Source organism: Bradyrhizobium sp. T-1 (assembly GCF_053592855.1).
On record NZ_CM132115.1, the window covers coordinates 1,645,683 to 1,667,024 of the forward strand.

The 21,342-nt window shown below is 61.1% G+C and carries 19 protein-coding genes; 16 read left to right on the forward strand and 3 right to left on the reverse strand.

The features are described from left to right. Nucleotides 1-219: 219 nt before the first annotated feature. The 14 genes from ACWAT4_RS07985 to ACWAT4_RS08050 all read left to right on the forward strand — a co-directional run bounded on the left by ACWAT4_RS07985 (nt 220) and on the right by ACWAT4_RS08050 (nt 15,572). Nucleotides 220-1,524 (forward strand): MFS transporter, encoded by a 1,305-nt coding sequence (locus tag ACWAT4_RS07985; protein ID WP_449730257.1) that lies wholly within the window; start codon nt 220-222, stop codon nt 1,522-1,524. A 9-nt stretch (nt 1,525-1,533) separates the two neighbouring features. Next, nucleotides 1,534-2,742 carry a lactonase family protein gene (locus ACWAT4_RS07990; protein ID WP_449730258.1) on the forward strand — a complete coding sequence of 403 codons (1,209 nt, stop codon included), beginning with the start codon at nt 1,534-1,536 and terminating at the stop codon, nt 2,740-2,742. Nucleotides 2,743-2,756: 14 nt separating this feature from the next. Continuing rightward, entirely contained in the window at nt 2,757-3,671 is a 915-nt protein-coding gene (locus ACWAT4_RS07995; protein ID WP_449730259.1) for an NAD(P)-dependent oxidoreductase, read from the forward strand. Continuing rightward, nucleotides 3,671-5,365 carry an IlvD/Edd family dehydratase gene (locus ACWAT4_RS08000; RefSeq protein ID WP_449730260.1) on the forward strand — a complete coding sequence of 565 codons (1,695 nt, stop codon included), beginning with the start codon at nt 3,671-3,673 and terminating at the stop codon, nt 5,363-5,365. The genes ACWAT4_RS07995 and ACWAT4_RS08000 overlap by 1 nt, the downstream gene beginning before the upstream one ends. Continuing rightward, the gene (locus tag ACWAT4_RS08005) at nt 5,362-6,147 is read left to right on the forward strand and encodes a 2-keto-4-pentenoate hydratase (protein ID WP_449730261.1); all 786 of its coding nucleotides are present in this window, start codon (nt 5,362-5,364) and stop codon (nt 6,145-6,147) included. The genes ACWAT4_RS08000 and ACWAT4_RS08005 overlap by 4 nt, the downstream gene beginning before the upstream one ends. A gap of 17 nt (nt 6,148-6,164) precedes the next feature. Continuing rightward, the gene (locus ACWAT4_RS08010; RefSeq protein ID WP_449730262.1) at nt 6,165-7,220 is read left to right on the forward strand and encodes an Ldh family oxidoreductase; all 1,056 of its coding nucleotides are present in this window, start codon (nt 6,165-6,167) and stop codon (nt 7,218-7,220) included. Nucleotides 7,221-7,238: 18 nt separating this feature from the next. Continuing rightward, entirely contained in the window at nt 7,239-8,135 is an 897-nt protein-coding gene (locus ACWAT4_RS08015) for a LysR family transcriptional regulator (protein WP_449730263.1), read from the forward strand. A 159-nt stretch (nt 8,136-8,294) separates the two neighbouring features. Next, nucleotides 8,295-9,602 (forward strand): MFS transporter, encoded by a 1,308-nt coding sequence (locus ACWAT4_RS08020; protein ID WP_449730264.1) that lies wholly within the window; start codon nt 8,295-8,297, stop codon nt 9,600-9,602. Continuing rightward, nucleotides 9,599-10,798, forward strand: a complete 1,200-nt coding sequence (locus ACWAT4_RS08025; protein WP_449730265.1) for a lactonase family protein — start codon at nt 9,599-9,601, stop codon at nt 10,796-10,798. The genes ACWAT4_RS08020 and ACWAT4_RS08025 overlap by 4 nt, the downstream gene beginning before the upstream one ends. A 44-nt stretch (nt 10,799-10,842) precedes the next feature. Then, nucleotides 10,843-11,916: an isocitrate/isopropylmalate dehydrogenase family protein gene (locus ACWAT4_RS08030; protein WP_449730266.1), complete on the forward strand. Its 1,074-nt coding sequence runs from the start codon at nt 10,843-10,845 to the stop codon at nt 11,914-11,916. A gap of 49 nt (nt 11,917-11,965) precedes the next feature. After that, on the forward strand, nt 11,966-12,631 hold the full coding sequence (locus ACWAT4_RS08035; RefSeq protein WP_449730267.1) for an aspartate/glutamate racemase family protein: 666 nt from the start codon (nt 11,966-11,968) through the stop codon (nt 12,629-12,631). A gap of 7 nt (nt 12,632-12,638) precedes the next feature. Further along, nucleotides 12,639-13,913 (forward strand): 3-oxo-tetronate kinase, encoded by a 1,275-nt coding sequence (gene otnK / locus ACWAT4_RS08040; protein ID WP_449730268.1) that lies wholly within the window; start codon nt 12,639-12,641, stop codon nt 13,911-13,913. Further along, on the forward strand, nt 13,910-14,560 hold the full coding sequence (otnC, locus tag ACWAT4_RS08045; RefSeq protein ID WP_449730269.1) for a 3-oxo-tetronate 4-phosphate decarboxylase: 651 nt from the start codon (nt 13,910-13,912) through the stop codon (nt 14,558-14,560). Before otnK ends, otnC begins: the two co-directional genes overlap by 4 nt. A gap of 55 nt (nt 14,561-14,615) precedes the next feature. Next, nucleotides 14,616-15,572 (forward strand): amidohydrolase family protein, encoded by a 957-nt coding sequence (locus ACWAT4_RS08050; protein ID WP_449730270.1) that lies wholly within the window; start codon nt 14,616-14,618, stop codon nt 15,570-15,572. Between the two features lie 560 nt (nt 15,573-16,132). On the opposite strand, the gene ACWAT4_RS08055 is transcribed toward ACWAT4_RS08050, so the two are convergent. The 3 genes from ACWAT4_RS08055 to ACWAT4_RS08065 form a co-directional block, all read right to left on the reverse strand. Next, nucleotides 16,133-16,507, reverse strand: a complete 375-nt coding sequence (locus tag ACWAT4_RS08055) for a nuclear transport factor 2 family protein (RefSeq protein ID WP_449730271.1) — start codon at nt 16,505-16,507, stop codon at nt 16,133-16,135. Between the two features lie 204 nt (nt 16,508-16,711). Next, a complete protein-coding gene (locus tag ACWAT4_RS08060; RefSeq protein ID WP_449730272.1) occupies nt 16,712-17,920 on the reverse strand; it encodes an ABC transporter substrate-binding protein in 1,209 nt (402 codons plus the stop codon). 64 nt (nt 17,921-17,984) lie between these two features. After that, the gene (locus tag ACWAT4_RS08065) at nt 17,985-19,064 is read right to left on the reverse strand and encodes an NAD(P)H-dependent flavin oxidoreductase (RefSeq protein ID WP_449730273.1); all 1,080 of its coding nucleotides are present in this window, start codon (nt 19,062-19,064) and stop codon (nt 17,985-17,987) included. Between the two features lie 159 nt (nt 19,065-19,223). Here ACWAT4_RS08065 and ACWAT4_RS08070 point away from each other — a divergent pair, with 159 nt between their 5' ends. Both ACWAT4_RS08070 and ACWAT4_RS08075 read left to right on the forward strand, forming a co-directional pair. Continuing rightward, on the forward strand, nt 19,224-19,973 hold the full coding sequence (locus ACWAT4_RS08070) for an SDR family NAD(P)-dependent oxidoreductase (protein WP_449730274.1): 750 nt from the start codon (nt 19,224-19,226) through the stop codon (nt 19,971-19,973). 182 nt (nt 19,974-20,155) lie between these two features. Continuing rightward, nucleotides 20,156-21,175: an NADP-dependent oxidoreductase gene (locus ACWAT4_RS08075; protein WP_449730275.1), complete on the forward strand. Its 1,020-nt coding sequence runs from the start codon at nt 20,156-20,158 to the stop codon at nt 21,173-21,175. Nucleotides 21,176-21,342 lie beyond the last annotated feature (167 nt).

A 21,342-nucleotide genomic window follows, 5' to 3' on the forward strand; every position in this document is an offset into this window, starting at 1 on the left:
CGGGCCGCGGTCTGACGGCCGTCTCCTGGGATTGTCATTTCTGTTGACAAATGACATTGTCATATCTAGCGAGATATAGCAATCGACGCCTCCGGGCTCGGAGGCACCCTCGGCGGGCCCGGCGCTACGGCTTCGGGATCCGCCGCAAAGAAAGAAAAACAGGGAGAAGAACGTGAAGCTGAAAGCGAAGTCGGTCGCGTTTCTGTCAAGGAGGAAGTGATGCAGAAGAAGCGGTTTTGGATTGCGCTGATGCTCTTCTCGTTGGCGATGCTCAACTATATCGACCGGGTCACCCTGTCGTTCGCGGCTTCTCCGATCGCCAAGGAGTTCGGCCTCTCGCCGGTCGCCCTCGGCTACCTGTTCTCGTCCTTCCTGTGGACCTACACTGTCTTCCTGATCCCGATGGGCATGCTCGTCGACAGGTTCGGGGCCAAGAAGGTCGCCGGCTTCGGACTGGGGCTTTGGTCGGCGGCCACCGCGGCAACCGGCATCGCCGGAAGCTTCTCCTCCTTGCTCGCTACGCGCCTGGTGATGGGGGCGGGCGAAGCCACCAGCAATCCCGCCGGCGCCCGCGTGATCCGGGAATGGATCCCCGCATCCGAACGGGGCATGACCAACGCAATCTTCAACAGCGGATCGTACGCCGGACCGGCCGTCTGTGCGGTCGTCGCTGGTCCCATCATCGCGAGCTTCGGTTGGCCGGCGCTGTTCTTCGTCGCCGGCGGCATCGGATTCATCTGGCTCGCGTGCTGGCTGACCTGGTTCGCGCGTCCGGAGGACGCTTCCTGGCTTGGCGATGAGGAGCGGCAGAAGATCCTCACCGAACGCGGTGCGAAGAAGGTCGATCTCGATGCATCGGCGCCCAAGGTCGGTCTCATCGGCCTTCTGCGCAAGGGGCCGACGCTGTGGGGCCTGGCTCTCACCCAAGGATGCAACGTCTATTCGCAGTATCTCTTCCTGACCTGGATGCCGAGCTACCTGCAGGCGACCAAGGGGCTCACGATCGCGAAGACCGGCTTGTACGCCGCTATTCCCTACGCGGTGGCTGTGGTGCTCTGCATCTTCGTCGGGCGGATCAGCGACCGGTTGCTTAAGGGCGACGTGGGCGGCGGCAAGCGACGCTACATGATCGCGTTTGCGATGCTGCTGGCCGCGGTCATCCTGTTCGCTCCGTTTGTCAAGGACGTCTGGCTCATCCTGGGCTTGATCGCCATCTCACTCACAGGCGTAGCGTCAACGACGTCTTTGAACTTCGCTCTACTCAACGACCTGCTCAAGATGCCGCGCGACGTCGGCGTCGCGATGGGCTTCCTCGTCGTGGGCGGTAACGTGTTCGGCCTGCTGGCGCCGATCGTGACGGGCTACGTCGTCGAAAGCACCGGCAACTACGACCGGGCCTTCGTCATCGCAGGCGCGCTGCTCGTCGTCGGCGCCACTTCCATCCTGACGCTCACGCGACGCCCATTGGGGGACGACGCCGAAGTTCCCGCGGTCACTCCGCGGAAGCTGGCGACGGAAGCCTAGAGTTTTCTCATGGACAGGGTCGATTTCGAACGCCGCAACATCCTGCGGGGAGCATTGCTGATGACGATAGTTGGTACGGCGACGTCTCTTGGTGCGGCCGCGCACGCGGCGGACCAATCTCGTTTTGCCCGGTTCGCCTACACGGGCTGCCGGACGACCAGGGAGCGCGGAGCAAGGGGCGAGGGCGTCAACGTCTATCGCGTCGATCCCGCGACCGGTGCGTGGACTCACGTACAGCTCGTCGGAAATCTGGTGAACCCGTCGTTCCTGGCCCTCGATCGGGAACAGCGCTTTCTCTACGCGGTGCACGGCGACTTCAGCGAGATCTCGTCCTTCCGGATCGACCGCGACAACGGGACCCTGGCCCTGATCAATCAGCAGTCGACCGGAGGGAAGAATCCAGTCCATCTGGTCGCCGATCAAACCAACCGCTTCATGATCGTGGCGAACTATGCGACGGCCTCGCCTGCGGTGCTTCCGCTACGTCACGATGGGGGCCTCGAGCCCCTGGTGCAATTGCTGCAATTGCCGGGCAATGGAGGGCCGCACAAGGTCGAGCAGACAGGCCCGCATCCGCATCACATCGTTTACGATCCGTCGGGCCGCTTCCTCGTCGTGCCTGACAAGGGCGGCGATCGGGTTTTCACACTCGAATTCGATCCCGCAAAGCCGAATCTGAAGCTCACGGAGCCTGGCTTTGCTGCGACCCGGCCCGGCGCAGGCCCGAGGCACGCCTCGTTTCATCCAAATCTGCCGTTCGTCTATGTGAACTACGAGCTGGATTCCTCGCTCAGCGTTAACAGCTTCGACCGCGCGACGGGCGTGATCACGCCGATCCAGATCGTCCCGTCGACGCCGGACTCCTTCGTGGGCGCCAATACCTCCGCCGAGGTGGAGGTCGATCCCACGGGCCGCTTCGTCTACGTGTCGAACCGCGGCAGCGATCTGATCGGGGCCTTCTCGATCGACGCCGCGTCGGGACGTGTGACCCCGGTCGGGTGGATCTCGAGCGGCGGCCGTGGGCCGCGCTTCATGACGATCGATCCGAGCGGAAGTCTGCTCCACGTCGCCAACGAACTGACCGACACGATCGTGACCTTCAAGATCGACGCCGAAACCGGCGCTCTCTCGCCGACAGGCCGCGTGATCGAGACGGGCAGTCCGACCTGCATCGCGTTCGCGCGCGCACGACAACACAGCGTGAATTCACCGAATTGAACAAGGAGCCACGGATGAAGATAGGCTTTGCAGGCCTCGGGCAGATGGGACGCCCGATCGCGCTGAATTTGCTGAAGTCAGGTACGAAATTGGCGGTCACGGACCGTTCGTCGAAATCGTTCGCCGAATTCGAGAGCAAGGGTGCGGCAACGTCCACCGAGCAGGCGACGATCTTCGATGCCGACATCCTCTTTCTTTGTTTGCCCAACGACAAGGTAGTCGAGGACGTCGTCGCAGGTGAGGGCGGCTTCTTGACCTACGCCCGAGCCGGCCAGATCGTAGTCGACCTCAGCACGATCACCTACAAGACGACAGGTTCGGTCGCCGAGAAGCTGGCAGCGCGCGGCGTCAAGTTCCTGGATGCGCCGATCTCCGGCATGGAGGCGCGAGCGATCGACGGAACCCTGACGGTGATGTGCGGCGGCGATCGTGCGGCGTTCGACAGGGTGAAGCCGCTCCTGGACCTGATCGGCAGCAGGATTCTCTATATGGGTGGCCCCGGCAGCGGACAACTCACGAAGCTGATCAATCAGCTTCTGTTCGACATCAATGCCGCAGCTCTCGCGGAAATCCTGCCGATGTCGAAGAAGATGGGACTCGATGCCGATCTGGTCGGCGAAGTCGTCAATAGCGGGACGGGCCGGAGCTACGCCTCGGAGTTCTTCATTCCCCGGATCCTCAAAGGACATTTCGGCGACGGCTACCCGATGAAGTACGCCTACAAGGATCTGATCAGCGGCGCCGAACTGGGAGCCAATCTCTCGATCCCGATGCCGGTCCTGGCCGCGGCGACCGCGACCTACCAGATGGCGCTGCTGAAGGGACACGGCGACAAGGACAAGGGAGGGATGGTCACGGTCTTCGAAGAGCTGCTCGGCGTCGGCTACCGAAGTCGAGAAGGCGCGTCGGCACAGTCGGGAGCGAAGTGATGACGAATCACGGCATTGACAACGGACTCACCAATTACGGCGACAAGGATTTTGCCAGGTTTCTGCGCCGTTCCTTTGCGCGGTCGATGGGACTATCCCGCGAGATGCTCGCCAAGCCGATTGTCGGCATTGCGATGACCCCGTCGGGCTACAACAATTGTCATCGGTACATGCCGGAGCTGGTCGAGGCGGTCTCGCGCGGCATGCTTGCTGCGGGCGCACTGCCGCGGCCGTTTCCCACGGTCTCGCTCGGAGAGGTGTTCCTCAACCCCACGAGCATGATGTATCGCAACCTCATGGCGATGGACACCGAGGAGATGATCGGTGCCCAGCCCATGGACGCGGTCGTTCTGATCGGCGGCTGCGACAAGACGGTGCCGGCGCAACTGATGGGCGCAGCTTCAGCCAATCTGCCGGCGATCCAGCTCGTCACGGGGCCGATGATGACGGGGCGACACAAGGGACAGAGGCTGGGAGCCTGCACGGACTGCCGTGGCTTCTGGGCCAAGTACCGCGCGGGGACCGTCGACAAGGACGAGATCAATACGGTTGAAGGCCGCCTCTCGGTGACATCAGGCACCTGTGCCGTCATGGGTACTGCGTCTACCATGGCCTGCATCGCCGAGACGCTGGGGATGTCTTTGCCGGGCACTGCCGCGATCCCGGCCGTGCACGCCGACCGCCTGGTTGCGGCGGAAGAGACCGGCAAGGCCGCCGTGCGTCTGATCGGCACCAAGATTTTGCCGCGCGATGTCATCACCCGGAAGTCGGTCGAAAACGCCTTCCGCGTGCTGCAGGCCGTCGGCGGCTCGACCAACGCGGTCGTGCACCTCACCGCGATCGCCGGGAGGTTGGGCATCAAGATCCCGTTCTCGCGGTTCAACGAGCTCTCCGACGAGACTCCCGTTTTGGTCGACCTGAAGCCGGTCGGCGAAGGCTACATGGAAGACTTCCACGCCGCAGGCGGCATGGGCGCCCTGCTGCGCGAATTGAAGCCGCTGCTTCATCTGGACACCATCGACGTCGAGGGGCGGACGCTGGCTGAACGGCTTGAAGAGCCGCTCGACTGGGTCAATCCTGCGGTCATCAGGCCGTTCAACGACCCGGTGTCGAAGGATGGTGGCCTTGTCGCGCTGACCGGCAACCTTGCCCCCGATGGCGCGATCTTCAAGCGCGCCGCCGCCACGCCGGGTTTGTTCGAGTCGGAGGGACGTGCGGTGGTGTTTTCCAGCCTCGAAGATCTCAGCAAGCGCATCGATGATCCAGATCTGGACGTGCGTCCCGATGACATCCTGGTCCTGCAGAATGCGGGCCCGCACGCAGCGGGCATGCCGGAGGCCGGATACTTGCCGATTCCGAAGAAGCTGGCTCAGGCCGGCGTCAAGGACATGGTCCGGATTTCGGACGCACGCATGTCCGGAACGGCTTTCGGATCGATCGTTCTGCACGTCGCGCCGGAGGCTGCGGTCGGAGGGCCGCTCGCCGCCGTGCGCAACGGTGATCGTATCCGGCTGTCGATTGCCAACAAGCGGATCGATCTTCTGGTCGAGGACGCCGAGATCAGACGCCGCCTTGAGGACCATCGCCCGCCACCCGCGCCCAAGCGCGGCTACAAATCGCTGTACCGACGCACGGTGCTGCAGGCGCCCGACGGGTGCGACTTCGACTTCCTGACGCAGGGAGAGGCGCCATGACGACCTCATTTGATCCCAATCCCGCAGCGCGCCTGCTCGCGGAGGTCTGGCATGGCTCGCAGCAGATCTCGGAATTGCCGCCCGACGTCAGGCCGGCGAACATCGATCAGGGCTACGACATCCAGGACCGCCTGATCGATCTGCTCGGTGTGCCCATGGTTGGCTGGAAGCTGGGCGTCGGCAGCGCCAGGCTGAAGCAGCAATCCGGCGTCGGGCGGTCGATCGCTGGGCGTGTGCTCGAGTCACGCCGGCACGAGCCGGGCGCGGCTGTCCGACTGTCGTTCGCTGCGCCAGTGACGATCGAGTTCGAGATTGCGTTCGTTCTCGGGACGGACCTCGATCCCAGCTTCTCCGGAGATCCGAGAAGCGCGATCGCGGAAACGCGCGTCACGTTCGAGCTGGTCATGGCGCGCTTTGTCGATCGCCGTTCGGTCGGTTGGCCGAGTTTCGCGGCTGACGATTCCGGCTTCGAGGCGCTGATCGTGGGTGAACGCATCGACGAAGGCCAGATCCCGGAGCTGATGTCTTCGCTCGTGGTGTCGGTCGATGGTCAGCAAATGGCCCGTGCGGCGGCGGGCGACGATGCAACCGATCCTTACGGCGCTTTCGCCGATCTTGTTGCGATCGCCCGCGAGCGGAACACGATCCTGCCGAAGGGAAGCATCATTTCTACGGGCTCGGCCTCGATACCGTTCGCCGTATCGGCGCCGAAAGGCGAAGTCAGCGCTTCGTATCTCGGAAGGAAGCTCGGATTTTCGTTCCAAATGCCGGCGAAGACCTAAGCACGGAGAATTGTCCGATGTCCACGGCCACCAGGATCGATCCGACTCGACTGCTGAACTTCGCGACAGCCGTCTACGTCGCCGCAGCGATGTCGCAGGAAGACGCGCATCTATGCGCTGACACACTGGTGCAGGCGGACCTGTGGGGACACCAGTCGCACGGCGTGATGCGGCTGTCATGGTACGCGGCGCGTTTGAAAGCCGGCGTTTGCGACCCCAAGGCCAAGCCCGAGCTGGTCGTCGATGCCGGCGGTCTTGCGCTGATCGATGGCCATGACGGCATGGGCCAGGTTCTGACTGCGCACGCGGCCCGGGAAGCCGTTCGGCGCGCCAAGGCTCACGGCATCGCTGCGGTCGGCATCCGCAACTCCAATCATTTCGGTACGGCGCTCTACTTCACGCTGATGGCAGCGCGCGAAGGATGCGTCGCCTTCCTGTCGACAAACGCGAGCCCGGCGATGGCGCCGTGGGGTGGGCGGAAGAAGACGGTCGGGACCAATCCCTGGTCATGGGCGTGTCCGGCTGGATCGCACCCGCCCATGGTGCTGGACATCGCCAACACCGGGGTCGCGCGCGGAAAGATCTATCTGGCAAAGCAGAAGGGCCTGTCGATACCGGAAGGCTGGGCGATCAACGCTGCCGGCGTACCGACGACTGATCCCGCTGAAGCCATCGAAGGGATCATCCTCCCGATGGCGCAGCATAAAGGATACGCGATTGCGCTGATGATGGACATGCTGTCCGGCGTGCTCACGGGCAGCGGCTTCGGACCAGAGATCGCCGGGCCTTATCAGGCTGAACGGCGCAGCCGGGCCGGGCAGTTGATGATTGCGCTGAATATCGAGGCCATGCAACCGCCGACGGAGTTCAACGCGCGGATGGAGGAGCTGATCTCGCAGATCAAGTCCGTACCCCTCGCCCAAGGCTTTTCCGAGGTCTTCTATCCCGGCGAGATCGAAGCGCGCAACGAAGCCAGGAACAGAGAGGAAGGCTTGCTCCTTCCAGACGACACTCTTGCCGATCTGAAAAGGGTCGCTGCGGAGTATGGCCTGCAAGAGCACTTGCCGTTCTGAAACCCAAGAAGGCCGCTGATGGAAACGCGTTTTCTACAGACCTTCGTCGTGGTCGTCGAAACGTCCTCGCTTGCCGAGGCCGCCCGAAAACTCAACATCACGCCGTCGGCAGTCGTGCAGCGAGTTCGCGCTCTCGAAAGCGAGATCGGGTGCAAGCTCATTCATCGCGCCGGCCACTCCATGCGTCCGACAGCCGCCGGCGCAGCCATTTTCGCCGAAGCAACGCGGATCGTGAAGGCGGCGCGCGACCTCAATGCGATCGCGGTAGGAGATCTCGAGGTCGGCGGACTTACCGTAGGCGTCTTCAACACCGCGATGACCGGGATCTTGCCTGATGTGCTCTCCGCGCTGAAGCGAAATCGGCCGGGGATCGATGTGTACATCGTTCGAGGCCAGTCCGCAGACCTCTATAGGAGATTGGTTCTCGGCGAGCTCGATCTCGCCATTGCCGTCAAGCCGCATTTCAAGCTGCCAAAGACGCTGGACTGGCGCCTGCTGCGCGAAGAACCCCTGGTGATGCTGGTGCCCGAGCACATGGATGCCAGGGACTCGCGCGCTATCCTGAGCAAGCAACCGTTCATCCGGCAAGATCGCAATCATTGGGGCGGACGCGTCGTTGATCGCTATCTGCGCAAGATGAAGATCCAGCCCAACGAACAGTACGAGCTCGATTCACTCGAGGCGATCGCGGTGATGGTCGATCGTGGCCTCGGCGTGTCCATTCTTCCGGACTGGCCTCCGCCCTGGCCGGAGGGCTTGAAGATCAGGAAGATTCGTATTCCGAACGCGCCCCGCCGCGAGATCGGCTTGTTGTCCCAGCGCAGCTCGCCGCGAGAATGGTTGATCCGCGCCTTCGTGAATGAGGCTACCGCTGCACTCGCGGATCGGAAAGTCGTGCCCCGCAACCGGCGTTAGCTCTCATTGGCTAGAACGAAGCGTTGGAGCTAGTTGCGGCAAATTCAGAATTCCTGACTTTTGAAAGCACATAAACGCACATTCCCTCGCTGCGCGCTGCTTTGTATCGATTTCCCCTGCAGCGGTCATGAGAACCGCGCAACGGGAGGGAAATCGAGCATGCAATATCGTCGCGGGTGGATCGCGCTGTTTCTCTTTTCGCTGGCCATGATTAACTACATCGACCGGATCACCCTCTCGTTCGCAATCGGGCCGATTGCCAAAGAATTTGGCCTGGACAGTGTTACCAAGGGCTACCTGTTCTCCTCATTTTTGTGGACCTACACCATCTGCCTGATCCCGATGGGAATGCTCGTCGATCGCTTTGGTGCCAAAGCGATCGCAGGTTGGGGAATCGCGGTCTGGTCTGCTGCAACGGTGCTGACCGGCTTTGCCTTCAGCTATCCATCGCTGCTTCTGACCCGCCTCGTCATGGGCGCCGGCGAGGCGACCGCCAATCCGGCAGGGGCGCGCGTCGTGCGTCAATGGGTCCCTGCAGGCGAACGCGGCGTCCTGAGCGCGATCTTCAACAGCGGCTCCTATGCCGGGCCGGCAATATGCGCGCTCGGCGCCGGAGCAATCATCGAGGCCCATGGCTGGCGCGCGCTCTTCGTCGTTGCCGGCGCGATCGGCATCGTGTGGCTGATCGCTTGGGTCCTCGTCTTCGACCGTCCCGAAAAGGTCAACTGGCTGAGCACAGCCGAGCGCGACAAGATCCTCGCCGAGCGCGGCGCAAAGATTCAGGATCTGGACCGCAATGCCGAGCCTTTAGGTCTGTTGCGGCTGCTGCGAACGCCGACCTTGTGGGGCCTCGCGTTGACGCAGGGATGCAACGTGTATTCGCAGTACCTTTTCCTGACATGGCTCCCGAGCTACCTACAGACCACCAAGCATCTCACCATCCTCAGCACGGGCTTTTACACGGCTGTGCCCTACGCGGTCGCCGTCGTGCTTTGCATCGCCATGGGCCGCTTCAGCGATCGATTCCTGCGCAATAGTGGGACGGCGACCGGCCGCCGTCGCTACCTGATTGCAGCGGCGATGGTGATTGCCTCTGTCATCCTGGCCGCGCCGCTGGTCGAGAACCTCTGGATCATTCTGCTGCTGATCACGATCTCGCTGGCCGGCATTTCTTCGACGACATCGCTCAACTGGGCGCTGCTCAACGACCTGTTGCCGAATCCGCGCGATGTCGGAAAGGCCATGGGCTTCCTCGTCGTCGGCGGCAATAGTTTCGGCTTATGCGCGCCGATCGTGACGGGCTATGCCATTGCCTGGACCGGCAGCTATGACTGGGCCTTTGTTATCGCCGGAATTCTGTTGCTCGCCGGCGCGACCGCGACGCTGACGATGACCCGGCGCCCAATGACAATCGAAGACAGGCGTGAAGGAGCCGGCTTGCAGGCAGACGGAACGATCCGGGCATGACGAGCAATCGCTTCAGCCGCCGGACGATCGTCACTGGCGCCATTGCCGCCGGCGCGCACCTCGCGGCCACCAGACAATCCTTGGGGGCGAAGAAGCTCTCGGCAGCAGGACTAGTGATGCCAAAGTTGACTTACGCCTACACCGGTTGTCGTACGACCAGGGAACGGAATGCGCGTGGCGATGGCGTCAACGTCTACGCCATTGATCCTGCGACCGCCGAATGGAAGCACATTCAGCTGCTGCGCACGCCGCACGAGAACCCTTCCTATCTCGCCTTCGACCGGACGCGCAGGTTTCTTTATGCCGTCCACGGCGATACGCAGTTCGTGAGCGCATTGAAGGTCGACGAGGTCGATGGAACACTGTCGCTGATCAACACGCAGGACTGCGGTGGAAAGAACCCGGTGTATCTCACGCCGGATGTCGCCAACACATTCATGATGATCGCGAACTACGCGACTGGTTCGGTCGGCGTCCTGCCCATCAGCGAGGATGGCTCACTCGGGAGCCTGCATGATCTTGTTCAGCTGCGGGGGCAGCCAGGCCCCCATAAGACACAGCAGACCGCGCTACATCCCCATATGGTCACCTATGACCGGGCGCAGCGCTTCATTGTCGTGCCCGACAAGGGCGGGGACCAGGTTTGCGTCTTTGCTTTCGATCCGATTGCCGGAAAGCTCGTTCCGAAAGACACCGCGACGGTAAAGTCGCGTCAGGGTGCGGGACCGCGTCACATCGTCTTCCATCCGACAAGAGGGTTTGCCTACCTCTCCAACGAGCTTGACAGCTCCATCGAGGCTTACGCCTACGACGCCGAGCAGGGTGCCCTGAAACCGTTGCAGATCCTGCCGGCAACGCCGTCTTCCTTTGCGGGCGACAATACCGCTGCAGGCATCGCGATCGCTCCGTCGGGCAGATTCGTCTACATGTCCAATCGCGGCCACGACAGTATCGCGATCTATGCTGTCGACGAAAAGACCGGGCTTTTGAGCCCGATCGGCTGGCAGCCCACGCAAGGCGGCGGTCCCCGATTCTTCACCCTCGATCCGGCAGGCAAGCTGCTCTACGCGGCGAATGAACTGACTGACACCGTGGTCGCATTCCGGGTCGACGAAGCGGCCGGGACGCTCACGCCGACGGGGCAGCTGGTCAGAACGGGAAGTCCGACCTGCGTCGTCTTCTCCGAGCAACGCTGATTTCGACACACTTGCAACAAGAAGCGCTCAATGAGGATGCGATCATGAGAATTGCCGTGCTACCCGGCGACGATATCGGCCCGGAAATCACCGAAGCGACCTTGACAGTGCTGAAGGCGGCCGATGCGGCTTACGGCCTCGGCTTGACGTTCGAAATGAATGAGGTCGGGATGGCGGCCTACCGAAAGCACCGCACGACTCTGCCGGATACCGTGCTGGAGCGAGCGCGGGAGGCCGACGGCATCCTGCTTGGCCCGGCGGGCATCACCGCCTACCCACCGCGTGCCGAGGGTGGACTGAACGTCCCGGGGACCGTCCGAAAGAACTTCGATTTGTTTGCGAACATCAGGCCAGCACGTTCGCGTCCGGGCGTCCTGAAAGCGCAGCCAAATCTGGACTGCGTGATCGTGCGGGAGAACACGGAGGGCTTTTACGCCGATCGCAATCTGCATCAGGGCTATGGGGAGTTCATGCCGACCCCTGACGTCGCCATGTCGCTGCGGTTAATCACGGCCCGTGCGTCGCGCCGCATTGCCGAACGAGCCTTCGAGATTGCCGAGAAGCGTCGGCGTCACGTCACGTTCGTCGGCAAACGTCACGTGCTGCAGGTGACCGATGGGCTCTTTTGGCGTGAAACCGAGGCCGTCGCGGCACGGCATCCCGGGGTCACGTTGCGCGAGGTGGATGTCGACGCCATGGCAGCCGAGCTCTATTCGCGTCCCGAGGGCTTCGACGTGATTCTGACAAGCAACATGTACGGAGACATCCTTTCCAATCTGGCGAATGCGTTGGCGGGTAGCGTGGGGCTGGCTTCGGCTCTCAATGTCGGAGAAACCCATGCGGCGGCCAATGCAGGACACGGGTCCGCTCCCGATATCGCAGGCCAGGGAATTGCCAATCCGGTCAGTTTGGTGCTGTCCGCAGCCATGCTGCTGCGCTGGTTCGGTGAGAAGAACGGATCAACCAAGTACGGCCAGGCAGCCAACGAGATCGATGCCGCTGTCGACGCGACGCTTGAAAGGCCGGAGACGAGAAGCCGCGATGTCGGCGGAACGGCGACCACCAGGCAGGTCAGCGCGGCAATTTGTGCACGAATTGGCGAGCGCAATCGCCGCTAGCAATCGGCGCAAGCCATCCAGAGAGCCTCGAAGTTGAATGGAGACCGTTGTGTCATCGAATCCGCGTATCGCACTTATCCATGCCACACCGATCGCCATGGAGCCGATCCATCAGGCCTTTGGCGCTCACTGGCCCGCGGCCGAGGCGATCAACATCCTGGAGGACAGTCTTTCGCCGGACCGGGCGCGTGAGCCCGAGCTTTCTGCGGATCTCGCCGAACGCATCGTCGAGCTTGCCCGCTACGCTCGAAGAACCCGCGCCGATGGCATTCTATTCACTTGCTCGGCGTTCGGCACCGCTATCGAGGACGCCGCGAAGGTCCTCGACGTGCCCGTGCTGAAGCCGAATGAGGCCATGTTCGAAGCGTCGATCTGCAAGGGGAGCAATATTGCGATGATCGCCACGTTTGCCCCGGCCGTGCACGGTATGGAGGCCGAATTTGCCGAGGAAACGAAGCGCCTCGGCAAGAACGCGCGCCTGACCACCGTCGTCGCAGACGGCGCCATAGCCGCTCTTCGCGCTGGCGATGCGGAGACCCACAATCGGCTTGTTGCTGAGAGCGCAGCCGGCCTGAAAGGGTTTGACGCTATCGTGCTCGCCCATTTTTCGACCTCGCGTGCGGCCGCAGCGGTGCGCGCGGTGACTGCGACGCCAGTCTTCACCAGTCCAGACGCCGCGGTACAGAAAATGCGACGCCTGATCGTCGGCGCGTAGTGCGAAGATGCTGCTTGGAGTCATCGCTGACGATTTCACCGGGGCGAGCGACATCGCCAATACCCTGGCCAAGGGAATCCCGGGTCAGGGAGGCCTTCGAACCACTCAGTTCCTCGGTCTGCCGAACAGGCCGGCCTCGTCCGATGTCGAAGCTGGCGTTATCTCGCTCAAAAGCAGGTCGACTCCGGCGGGCGAGGCGGTGGCGCAGTCGCTGGCGGCCTTGTCCTGGCTGCGGGCTCAAGGGTGTCGGCAGTTCGTCTTCAAATACTGCTCGACCTTCGATTCGACGCCGGACGGAAATATCGGCCCTGTCGGGGAGGCCCTGGCCGAAGCGCTCGGCGTCAAGGGCGTGATCGCTTGTCCCGCGTTCCCGACGGTCGGGCGCACGGTCTATCGCGGACATCTGTTCGTCAACGATCGGCTCTTGAGCGAATCCGGACTTGAGAGCCATCCGCTCAATCCGATGACCGACCCGGACATCCGCCGCTGGCTCGGGCGTCAATCCAAGACACCTGTCGGGCTCGTGACGTGGCCAACCGTTCAGGCCGGCGTCGATCCTTTGCGTGCCGCGCTTATGCAAGCCGCCGACCTCGGCCAGACACTGGTGATCGTCGATGCGCTGAGCGATGCAGATTTGATCACGATCGGTCGGGCCTGTCGCGATGCGACGCTGCTTACGGGAGGCTCCGGCATTGCGCTGGGGCTGCCGGCCAATTTTCTTCGGGACGGTCTGGCGACCGGCGGCGCTGCTGATTTCGCAGGGGTCGACGGGCCGGAGGCGATCCTTGCCGGGAGCTGCTCGGGCGCAACGCGACAACAGATCGAGGTCCACGCGGCCTCTCATCCCTGCTTAAACCTGGGCGTCGATGAGGTGCTGGCGGGCCGCACCGGACCCCAGCAAGTGGTTGACTTCATCCGTGCACATCAAGGTCGGGCGCCTCTGGTCTATTCCTCAGGCCGACCAGAGGATGTTGCAGGGGCCCAGCAGCGTCATGGTCGGGGGCACGTTGCGCAAGCCCTGGAGCAGTTGTTCGCCGAGAGCGCATGTCGATTGGTGAAGGGTGGCATCCGCCGCCTGGTGGTGGCCGGCGGTGAAACGTCCGGTGCTGTCGTATCGGCGCTCGACCTCGATGCGCTGACGATCGGGCCGGAGATCGATCCCGGTGTCCCTGTCCTGTTGACCCGCGGGCCGCGTTCCCTGGCGTTGGCCCTGAAGTCGGGAAATTTCGGTGCACCGGACTTTTTCGCCAAGGCCTTGCTCAAGCTGGGGAGGTCGGCATGACCGAGGCCCACCTCCGGGACGAGATTGCACTTCTCTCGCGCTCGCTCTTCGCGCGCGGATTTTCGGTCGGATCAGCCGGAAACATCAGCGTCACGGTTGAGGATGGCCTCCTGATCACGCCGACAAATTCCTGTCTCGGATTCCTCGATCCCGGCCGCATCTCCAAAATCAACCGTCAGGGGCGGCACATATCCGGCGATCCGCCCTCGAAGGAGATTTTTCTGCACCGCGCGTTCTACGAGACGCGTCCTGGTACCGGTGCGGTGGTTCACCTTCACTCCACCTTTGCGACTGCCCTATCTTGCCTCGCCGGGACCGATCCGAACGACTGCATTCCTCCGATCACGCCCTATGTCGTCATGCGCGTAGGGCAAGTACGATTGGTCCCTTATGTCCGTCCGGGAGACCCGAGGGCCGGCGATCTCATCCGTGCGCTCGAGGGCCGCTCTGCGGCCGTTCTCCTCGCGAACCACGGTCCCGTCGTTGCGGGGAAGGATCTGAGATCGGCCGTTTACGCGGCCGAGGAGCTCGAGGAGACAGCCAAGCTGGTCATCCTGCTTCGTGGCGCGCCCATTCGACAGCTCGATGCCACACAGATCGATGAGCTCAAGCGCGTGTTTGGGAACCAACGAGCTGGGCCGATATGAAGGCCGCCGAGCAAGAGGCGCGCAATCGCAAACGACCTTAATCGGAGAACCGCTCATGAAGGATCATGTCGAAATCACGCGCCGCTCCGTCCTTGGCGGGGGCGCCGCGGCCACCGTTTCCGCGTTCCTTGGTGGATCTGCGCATGCTGCGGATGGGAAGGCCGATCATTCCGCGGGGAGCTCGCCGGTCCTCAGGCCACCCGCCGGCGCGTGCGATTGCCATCTCCATATTTACAACAGCGACTTTCCCGTTGCTGCGAGCGCCACGATCAAACCTCCCGATGCACGTGTTGCGGATTACCTTCAGTTACGAAAACGGCTTGGTCTCTCGCGCGGCGTCATCGTGACACCGTCGACCTACGGCACCGACAACAGTTGCACCCTCGATGCATTGGCCGAATTGGGCAACAGCGCGCGCGGTGTTGCTGTCGTCGATACCGGCGTCAAAGACGACGAGCTGAAGCGGCTTCACGAGCACGGCATCCGTGGGATCCGCTTCAATATTGCGCGCGCGGGCGCCACCACAGTCGAGATGATCGAGCCGCTTGCACATCGAGTCGCGGCGTTCGGCTGGCACGTGCAGGTTCACATGCCGGCAGATGCGATCGTCGCCAATGCGGCGGTCTTCGAACATCTGCCCGTGTCGGTCGTATTCGATCATTTGGGACGCATTCCGCAGCCGCAGGGAAAGACCCATCCGGCGTTTGCCATGATCATGCGGATGCTCCGCGACGGAAAGGCCTGGGTCAAGATCTCGAGCATGTACCAGGACACGAAGTTCGGCCCGCCGTCCTACGCCGACGTCGGTGAAGTCGCCAAAGCCTATATCCAGAGTGCTCCCGAGCGTGTTGTATGGGGATCAGATTGGCCCCATCCGGCAAAGGGCAATTTTGGCGCACCGAACGACGCTCTCCTGTTCGATCTCGTCGCGGAGTGGGCGGGATCAGAAGCCTGGAAGCAAATCTTGATCAACAATCCCGAGACGCTCTATGGCTTTGCCAAGGCGGCATAGCTTTGGTTCCGCCGGACCAGAGCTCCGCCTCACGTCGTATCCTGCGAGCTCAAGCCGCCAAAATGGTTGAGAATCTCCCCCTCGTTAGGTCTACGCAACTCGTGTCGACCGCGGGTGCCTCAATAAACGATCTCGTTGAGAGAGGGGCTCATCCGTTTTGAAATGCCTACTCAGCAATTGACCTTAAAAGAAGCGAATTTGATCATTTTTTTCCAAATGCGCCCTGAAATTGTCGGGCAATCAACTGATTTCGACTAGCGGCTGGCGCGGATCCCGCTCGCGTCATTGTTAGCTCAGAATTTGCGCTCCGAAGACGGTGCCGATTGAGCTATTGTAGGACGCGATCATCCCATAGTTGCCTTTTTGAAAGGCCCAGCTGACGGGACGCTCTCTACAAACACGACGTTCGAAGTGCCGCGCTGCCGCCTATTTTCGATCAGCGCGGTCATCAAACACCTCGCGTTACGTCGATACGCTTCAGAGGCTGCAGCACGATATCAGCAATTGCTGCCACTCCAATCTCAAGCATCAGTGAGCTCCGTATTCAAATTTCTCAGAGCTTAGTTCGGATCTTTTACAGATGGGGCAAAGGTAGTAATTTTAGAAATATTTCCGTTGTGATCGACAGTGATTTGGTCACCTCCGCGAGCAAACTCCTTGCCATCGGCCTGAATGATGACCCAAGTTAATAAAGCCACATTATGGTGCGAAGAGACTCCGCCTATTTCAAAATGGCCACCCGGGAACCTCTCGTGAAACGTGGCCATATCTTCAATAACTTGCGATCGACCGATGCACAAATCATGTCTAGCGGTCTGATACTCTATGGTCTCACTCAAGACTTCGTTGGCGATTTCCAACCGCTGCTCGATCGAAGCTGTATTCCATGCGCTTAGATATTTCTCGTATATCTTCCAAGCTTCGTGATTAGTCATAACTGATGTTCCTCTTTTGGTCGGATCGGGAGCTGCTTGTACAGAAACCGAGATGGATGAGGGGCATTCTGCGAGCGCGCAGCACCCGAGAGTTGGAAACTCCCTAACGTCTCGAGAGGGAGGGAAGGCGGGATTTTCGAGGCGGAGCGACAGTTGGCGGACGTACCGGCAAATCTCCTCGCAATTGCAAAATTGCGGTTGTGTTCACGTGGCCGACCCGTCGATTAGATCGCCGAAGCGCTCCCAATGCGTACCGGTCCACCTTTGAAGTTGCATTTGTCGTATCGGACGAAAATTGTTCGGGTCGGTGTTGACCATAATGCCGGGAAGCAAGCACGAGAGCGTCAAATTGCGAATGTTCGTTGCCTGCTTCAGGATGTTCTCACGCGAAAAATTCCCGTCGCACTGCTTGAGAACATGGAGCGCGGTCTCGGCGACGCTGTAGGCGAAAACATAGTTCGAATCGCCTAAATCCGCGTTCGGCATATATTGCTTCATGAACCTGCGAAATGCGTTCATGCCGGGGTCATCGTTCCACGCGGGATCGCCGTTGTCTTTCAGATAGCCGGTAGAAACGATGCCTACTGCTTTCTCGGGTCCTACAGGATTGATTACGGCCGCAACAGAAATCCCTGTGTTGGTGATCAACGTCAACGGCTTCCAGTTCAGTTCGTAGATTTTTTTGATCGCCTGAGCCACGAATTTGGGCGTTGCCGTGATCACTAGAACATCAGCGCCGGAGGCGTGCAATGAGACGAGCTGACTCTCGACTGTGGGGTCGCTCGATTCGTACGTCGCCATACGGGCGACCTTCTTATCGAAGTTGCTCCCCCATACAGACCTCAATCCAGCAACGTAATCCTTGCCGGCATCTTCCGAGGAATACAGCATAGCAACCCTTCCGCTCGGCCTCTCAGCATCGATATACCGCGCGTAGATCGATGCCTCGGTACGGAAAGTAGGCTGCCACCCAACTGACCACGGAAGTGCTTCCGGTTGGCTCCATCTGTCCACTCCGGCGCCGACGAACAACTGCGGGACTTTTCGTTGGTTCATGTATCGCTGAACAGCCAACTGCGGAGCACTGCCGATACCGTTTAATATGAACGCTACCTCATCGCTCTCGACGAGGCGCCGTGTTTGCTCGACCGTCTTGGGCGGACTGTAGGCATCGTCGAGCGAGATGAAGTTTATCTTCCGCCCCGAGATGCCACCGTTGTCGTTCACTTGCTTGAAGTAAGCGCTCAGCGCCTGGCCGATGACGCCGAACGCCGATGCAGGCCCGCTGTAGGGCGCCGTGTTGCCGATCTTGATTTCGGTCGAAGTCACACCGGGCGTCTCTGAAGCCGACGCACGTCTGGTGGCTCCAAGAGCAGTAGCCGCTGCAAGCGAGAGTAGAGTGCGTCGATCCATGGCGTTCTCCCTTTCGATTCTTTCTGTTCCAACTATCGCTTGGTGCGATCGTGCGGCACGCGCACTACCGCGATAACTCAACGGCTGAAGTATCGGAAAGAGTTGATCCGGCCGTCCGAACGTTCCCGTTGTACTGATGGGGTTCTCGGTCCACCTGCAGTCGCTCCGCGGCGGAGAAGTACTCTTGCTCGGTTCTCTCGACCAACTCTGCAACTGTTGGAATGTCGTTTATCGAGCCCACGCCCTGACCGGCGCTCAAAATATCGCGCCAGCGCTTGTGGTCAGATAGCAACTCCGCAAGACTAGCGCCCGGCTTGTCACTACCGACCGGCTTGTCCGGAAGGGTTTGTCTCAGCCAGTTGGCTCCGAGACCATCGATTTCGGAGGAATATACGACGTCCCGGATGTCGGATTCGATCACCAGCTGCTTCATACGCTCGGATGCGATGCTCTCCTTGGTGTTTACGAAGCGAGTGCCGAGGTATCCGAGGTCCGCGCCAGCAGCTATTGCTCCCGCAAGGGAATGACCGTTACCAATACAACCGGACAGAATAAGCGCCTTATCGCCCAAGAGGGGTTTCAATTCGCCGATGAAGGCAAATGGATTATACGTGCCCGAATGCCCGCCGGCGCCCGCGCACACGGCGATTATCCCATCCACATTCGCGTCGAGCGCCTTCTTTGCGTGCCGTACATTTATTGCATCGTGAAAGACAAGACCCCCATATGAGTGTACGGCGTCCGTCGCCTCTCTCGTTATTCCTATGGCGCTGATCAAAATGGGCACCTGATATTTTACGGTCAGCGCGATGTCTTCCTCCATGCGCTTATGCGTGTGGTGAACCGCGAACTGTATGGCCCAAGGCGCATCAGCGTCCGTAAGGCAGGACCGGATATCTTTCAGCCAAGCCTCGCATCCCTCTGAAGTGCGCTGATTGAGGCTTGGAAAGCTTCCTACCAATCCGGCCCGGCTGGTCGCGACGACGAGGTCGACGCCCGAGACCAGGAACATCGGCGAAGCTATGGCAGGGAGTCGCAAACGACCCTTCAAGGCGGGGGGCAGCATCCAGAACCTTCTCTGCTCGTGGGGGTCATCGAATATAGACGAGATATAATAAATTGACTTTGGCGTCAATTCAATCATATCGTAGCCGCTGCGGAGGGCTCCTCGATCGTCGAGCAGGCCCTCCACAGGAGAGAGTTGCGCCTGATGATAGGCGTTCCTGACAGCGAGGCTAGCGTGTTGAACTTGCTACCATCGAACGTCGCTGTTTCCAGGCCGGGACGACTGGAGGGGCGCCGCGTGCTTGTCGTCAAAGCGGAGCGGCACGATGCCGCACTTACCGGAGCTCCCACAGAAGCGACAATGGGTCTTCTGTTTGCCCGCGAAGGTGCGCGGGTCGCGATCGCCGACGCCGACGAGCGAACTGCCATGGAGACGGTCGACCGCATCCGGAGCGATGGAGGAAACGCGTACGCCATAGGAGCCGATCTCGCCTTTGAAGCCGACGTGGGTTGGATGATGCACGAAGCGTGCAAAGCCTTGGGAGGCGGCCTTGACGGGCTGGTATTGAATGCCGCCAGTGGAGGTAACGTTGAGCATCATCAACTCGATGCGCAGGAATGGACCCAGATCTTCGATCTGAATGTACGTGGCCCGATGCTATGTTGCCGCGAAGCGCTATCCAATTTCAGGGAGGGTGGCTCGGTCGTCTTCACTGCCTCGGTGAATGGCCTGACGGGCCGGAAAAGGATGGCGTACGACTCGGCTGGAGCAGCCATCGTGGGACTCATGCGAAACGTCGCGGACGAAGTGGCACCGCGCGCGATTCGAGCAAATCTCGTCTATTGTGGCCCTCAATGCGAGCCGCCCTGCTTTGGCCCCGACGCTTGCGGGCTGTTCGACAATGAACGCATAGCGCGTGGCAGCCGATCAGCCGCGCCGGCCATCGCCAATGCGGTGCTGTTCTTTCTCTCCGATGAAAGCGCCGGCATCACCGCGCAGACACTTACGGTCATGCACGGACGTGATCCGCTGAAGTTCAAAGTTTAAGCAGCGATAGGAACAGCTGTTCGATTGACGCGCGGATCGGCAGAAGGATCGACCGCTTAAAAAACGTACTTGCCGATTGAGATCGAATGCGACCGCCGAAAGCTGATGTATGCGCCACCGTCTAATGAACACCAGACGCAGGTCGTGACCATCGTCGACCCAGACAGCACGAGGAGCGAAAGATGCCGCAGCCAGGTCGTACGAACGCACACGTTTTGCTTGCCAAGCGTCCGACAGGATGGGTCGACGAATCCTGCTTCAGGATCGAGGATCGTGAGGAGCCGTCCTGTGGAGCCGAAGACGTGCTTGTCCAGGCGGTCTGGTTGTCGCTGGACCCCTATTTGCGGGGCCGGATGAATGAAGAAGCCTCGTATGCGCCCAGTTTCGAAGTCGGCAAGCCTTTAGCTTCGCGCGTGGTAGGTCGCGTTCTTCAGTCGAGAAGCGCGCGCTTCAGCGAAGGAGATTACGTGTGGGGCTTCCTGGACTGGGCCGAACGCTCCGTGCTGCCGCGCGGGGAGGGCCTCCACTTGATCGACCCGGCACTAGGCCGTCCAACCCTGGCAATTTCCGCTCTGGGCATGCCGGGCCTCACCGCCTGGGTGGGCGCGATAGAGTTGGGTCGACCGCAACCCGGCGACACAGTGTACATTTCATCAGCCGCGGGCGCGGTCGGTCAGTTGGCAGGGCAGTTCGCCAAGCGCGCCGGCGCGCGCGTGGTCGGCTCGGCTGGCAGCGACGAGAAGGTGTCCTTCGTCCAGACGAAATGCCGGTTCGACGCGGCGTTCAACTACAGGAAGCGGGCAATGGATGAAGCGCTGTACGAACTGTGCGCAAAGGGGATTGACGTCTACTTCGATAATGTGGGCGGAAGTACGCTGGAGGCTGCACTGCGGCATGCGAATGTGGGGGCGCGCTTTCCGATATGCGGAATGATATCAGAGTATAACGCGGTCAACGAGAGCGGTGTCAAGGGAATGCAGGCGATGTTCGCAAAGCGCATCGCAATGACCGGATTCATGGTTTCAGACCACGTGCATAAGCTTGCTGCGTATCAAACTCGAGTAGCCTCGTGGCTGCAGGCTGGTGAGATATACTTCCATGAGGACATCGTTCAAGGGCTGGAGCAGGCGCCTTCAGCGTTGATCAGCATGATGCGCGGGACTGCCATCGGGAAAAGGCTCGTCCAAATTGTTCCGCAATAGGGCTCACAAGGGGGACAATTAGGTGGGCGCCAGTGATTCGTGCGCGTTCTCTGGCCGGCGGTCATGAAATGTCGGCGAGATGAGCGTCGTCTTGCGAGGGGGAAATTGGAGGCGTGGCAGGCCAACAGGGGGCGTGTCCAGCGACCCGGTCAAGGGCGGCGCGAATT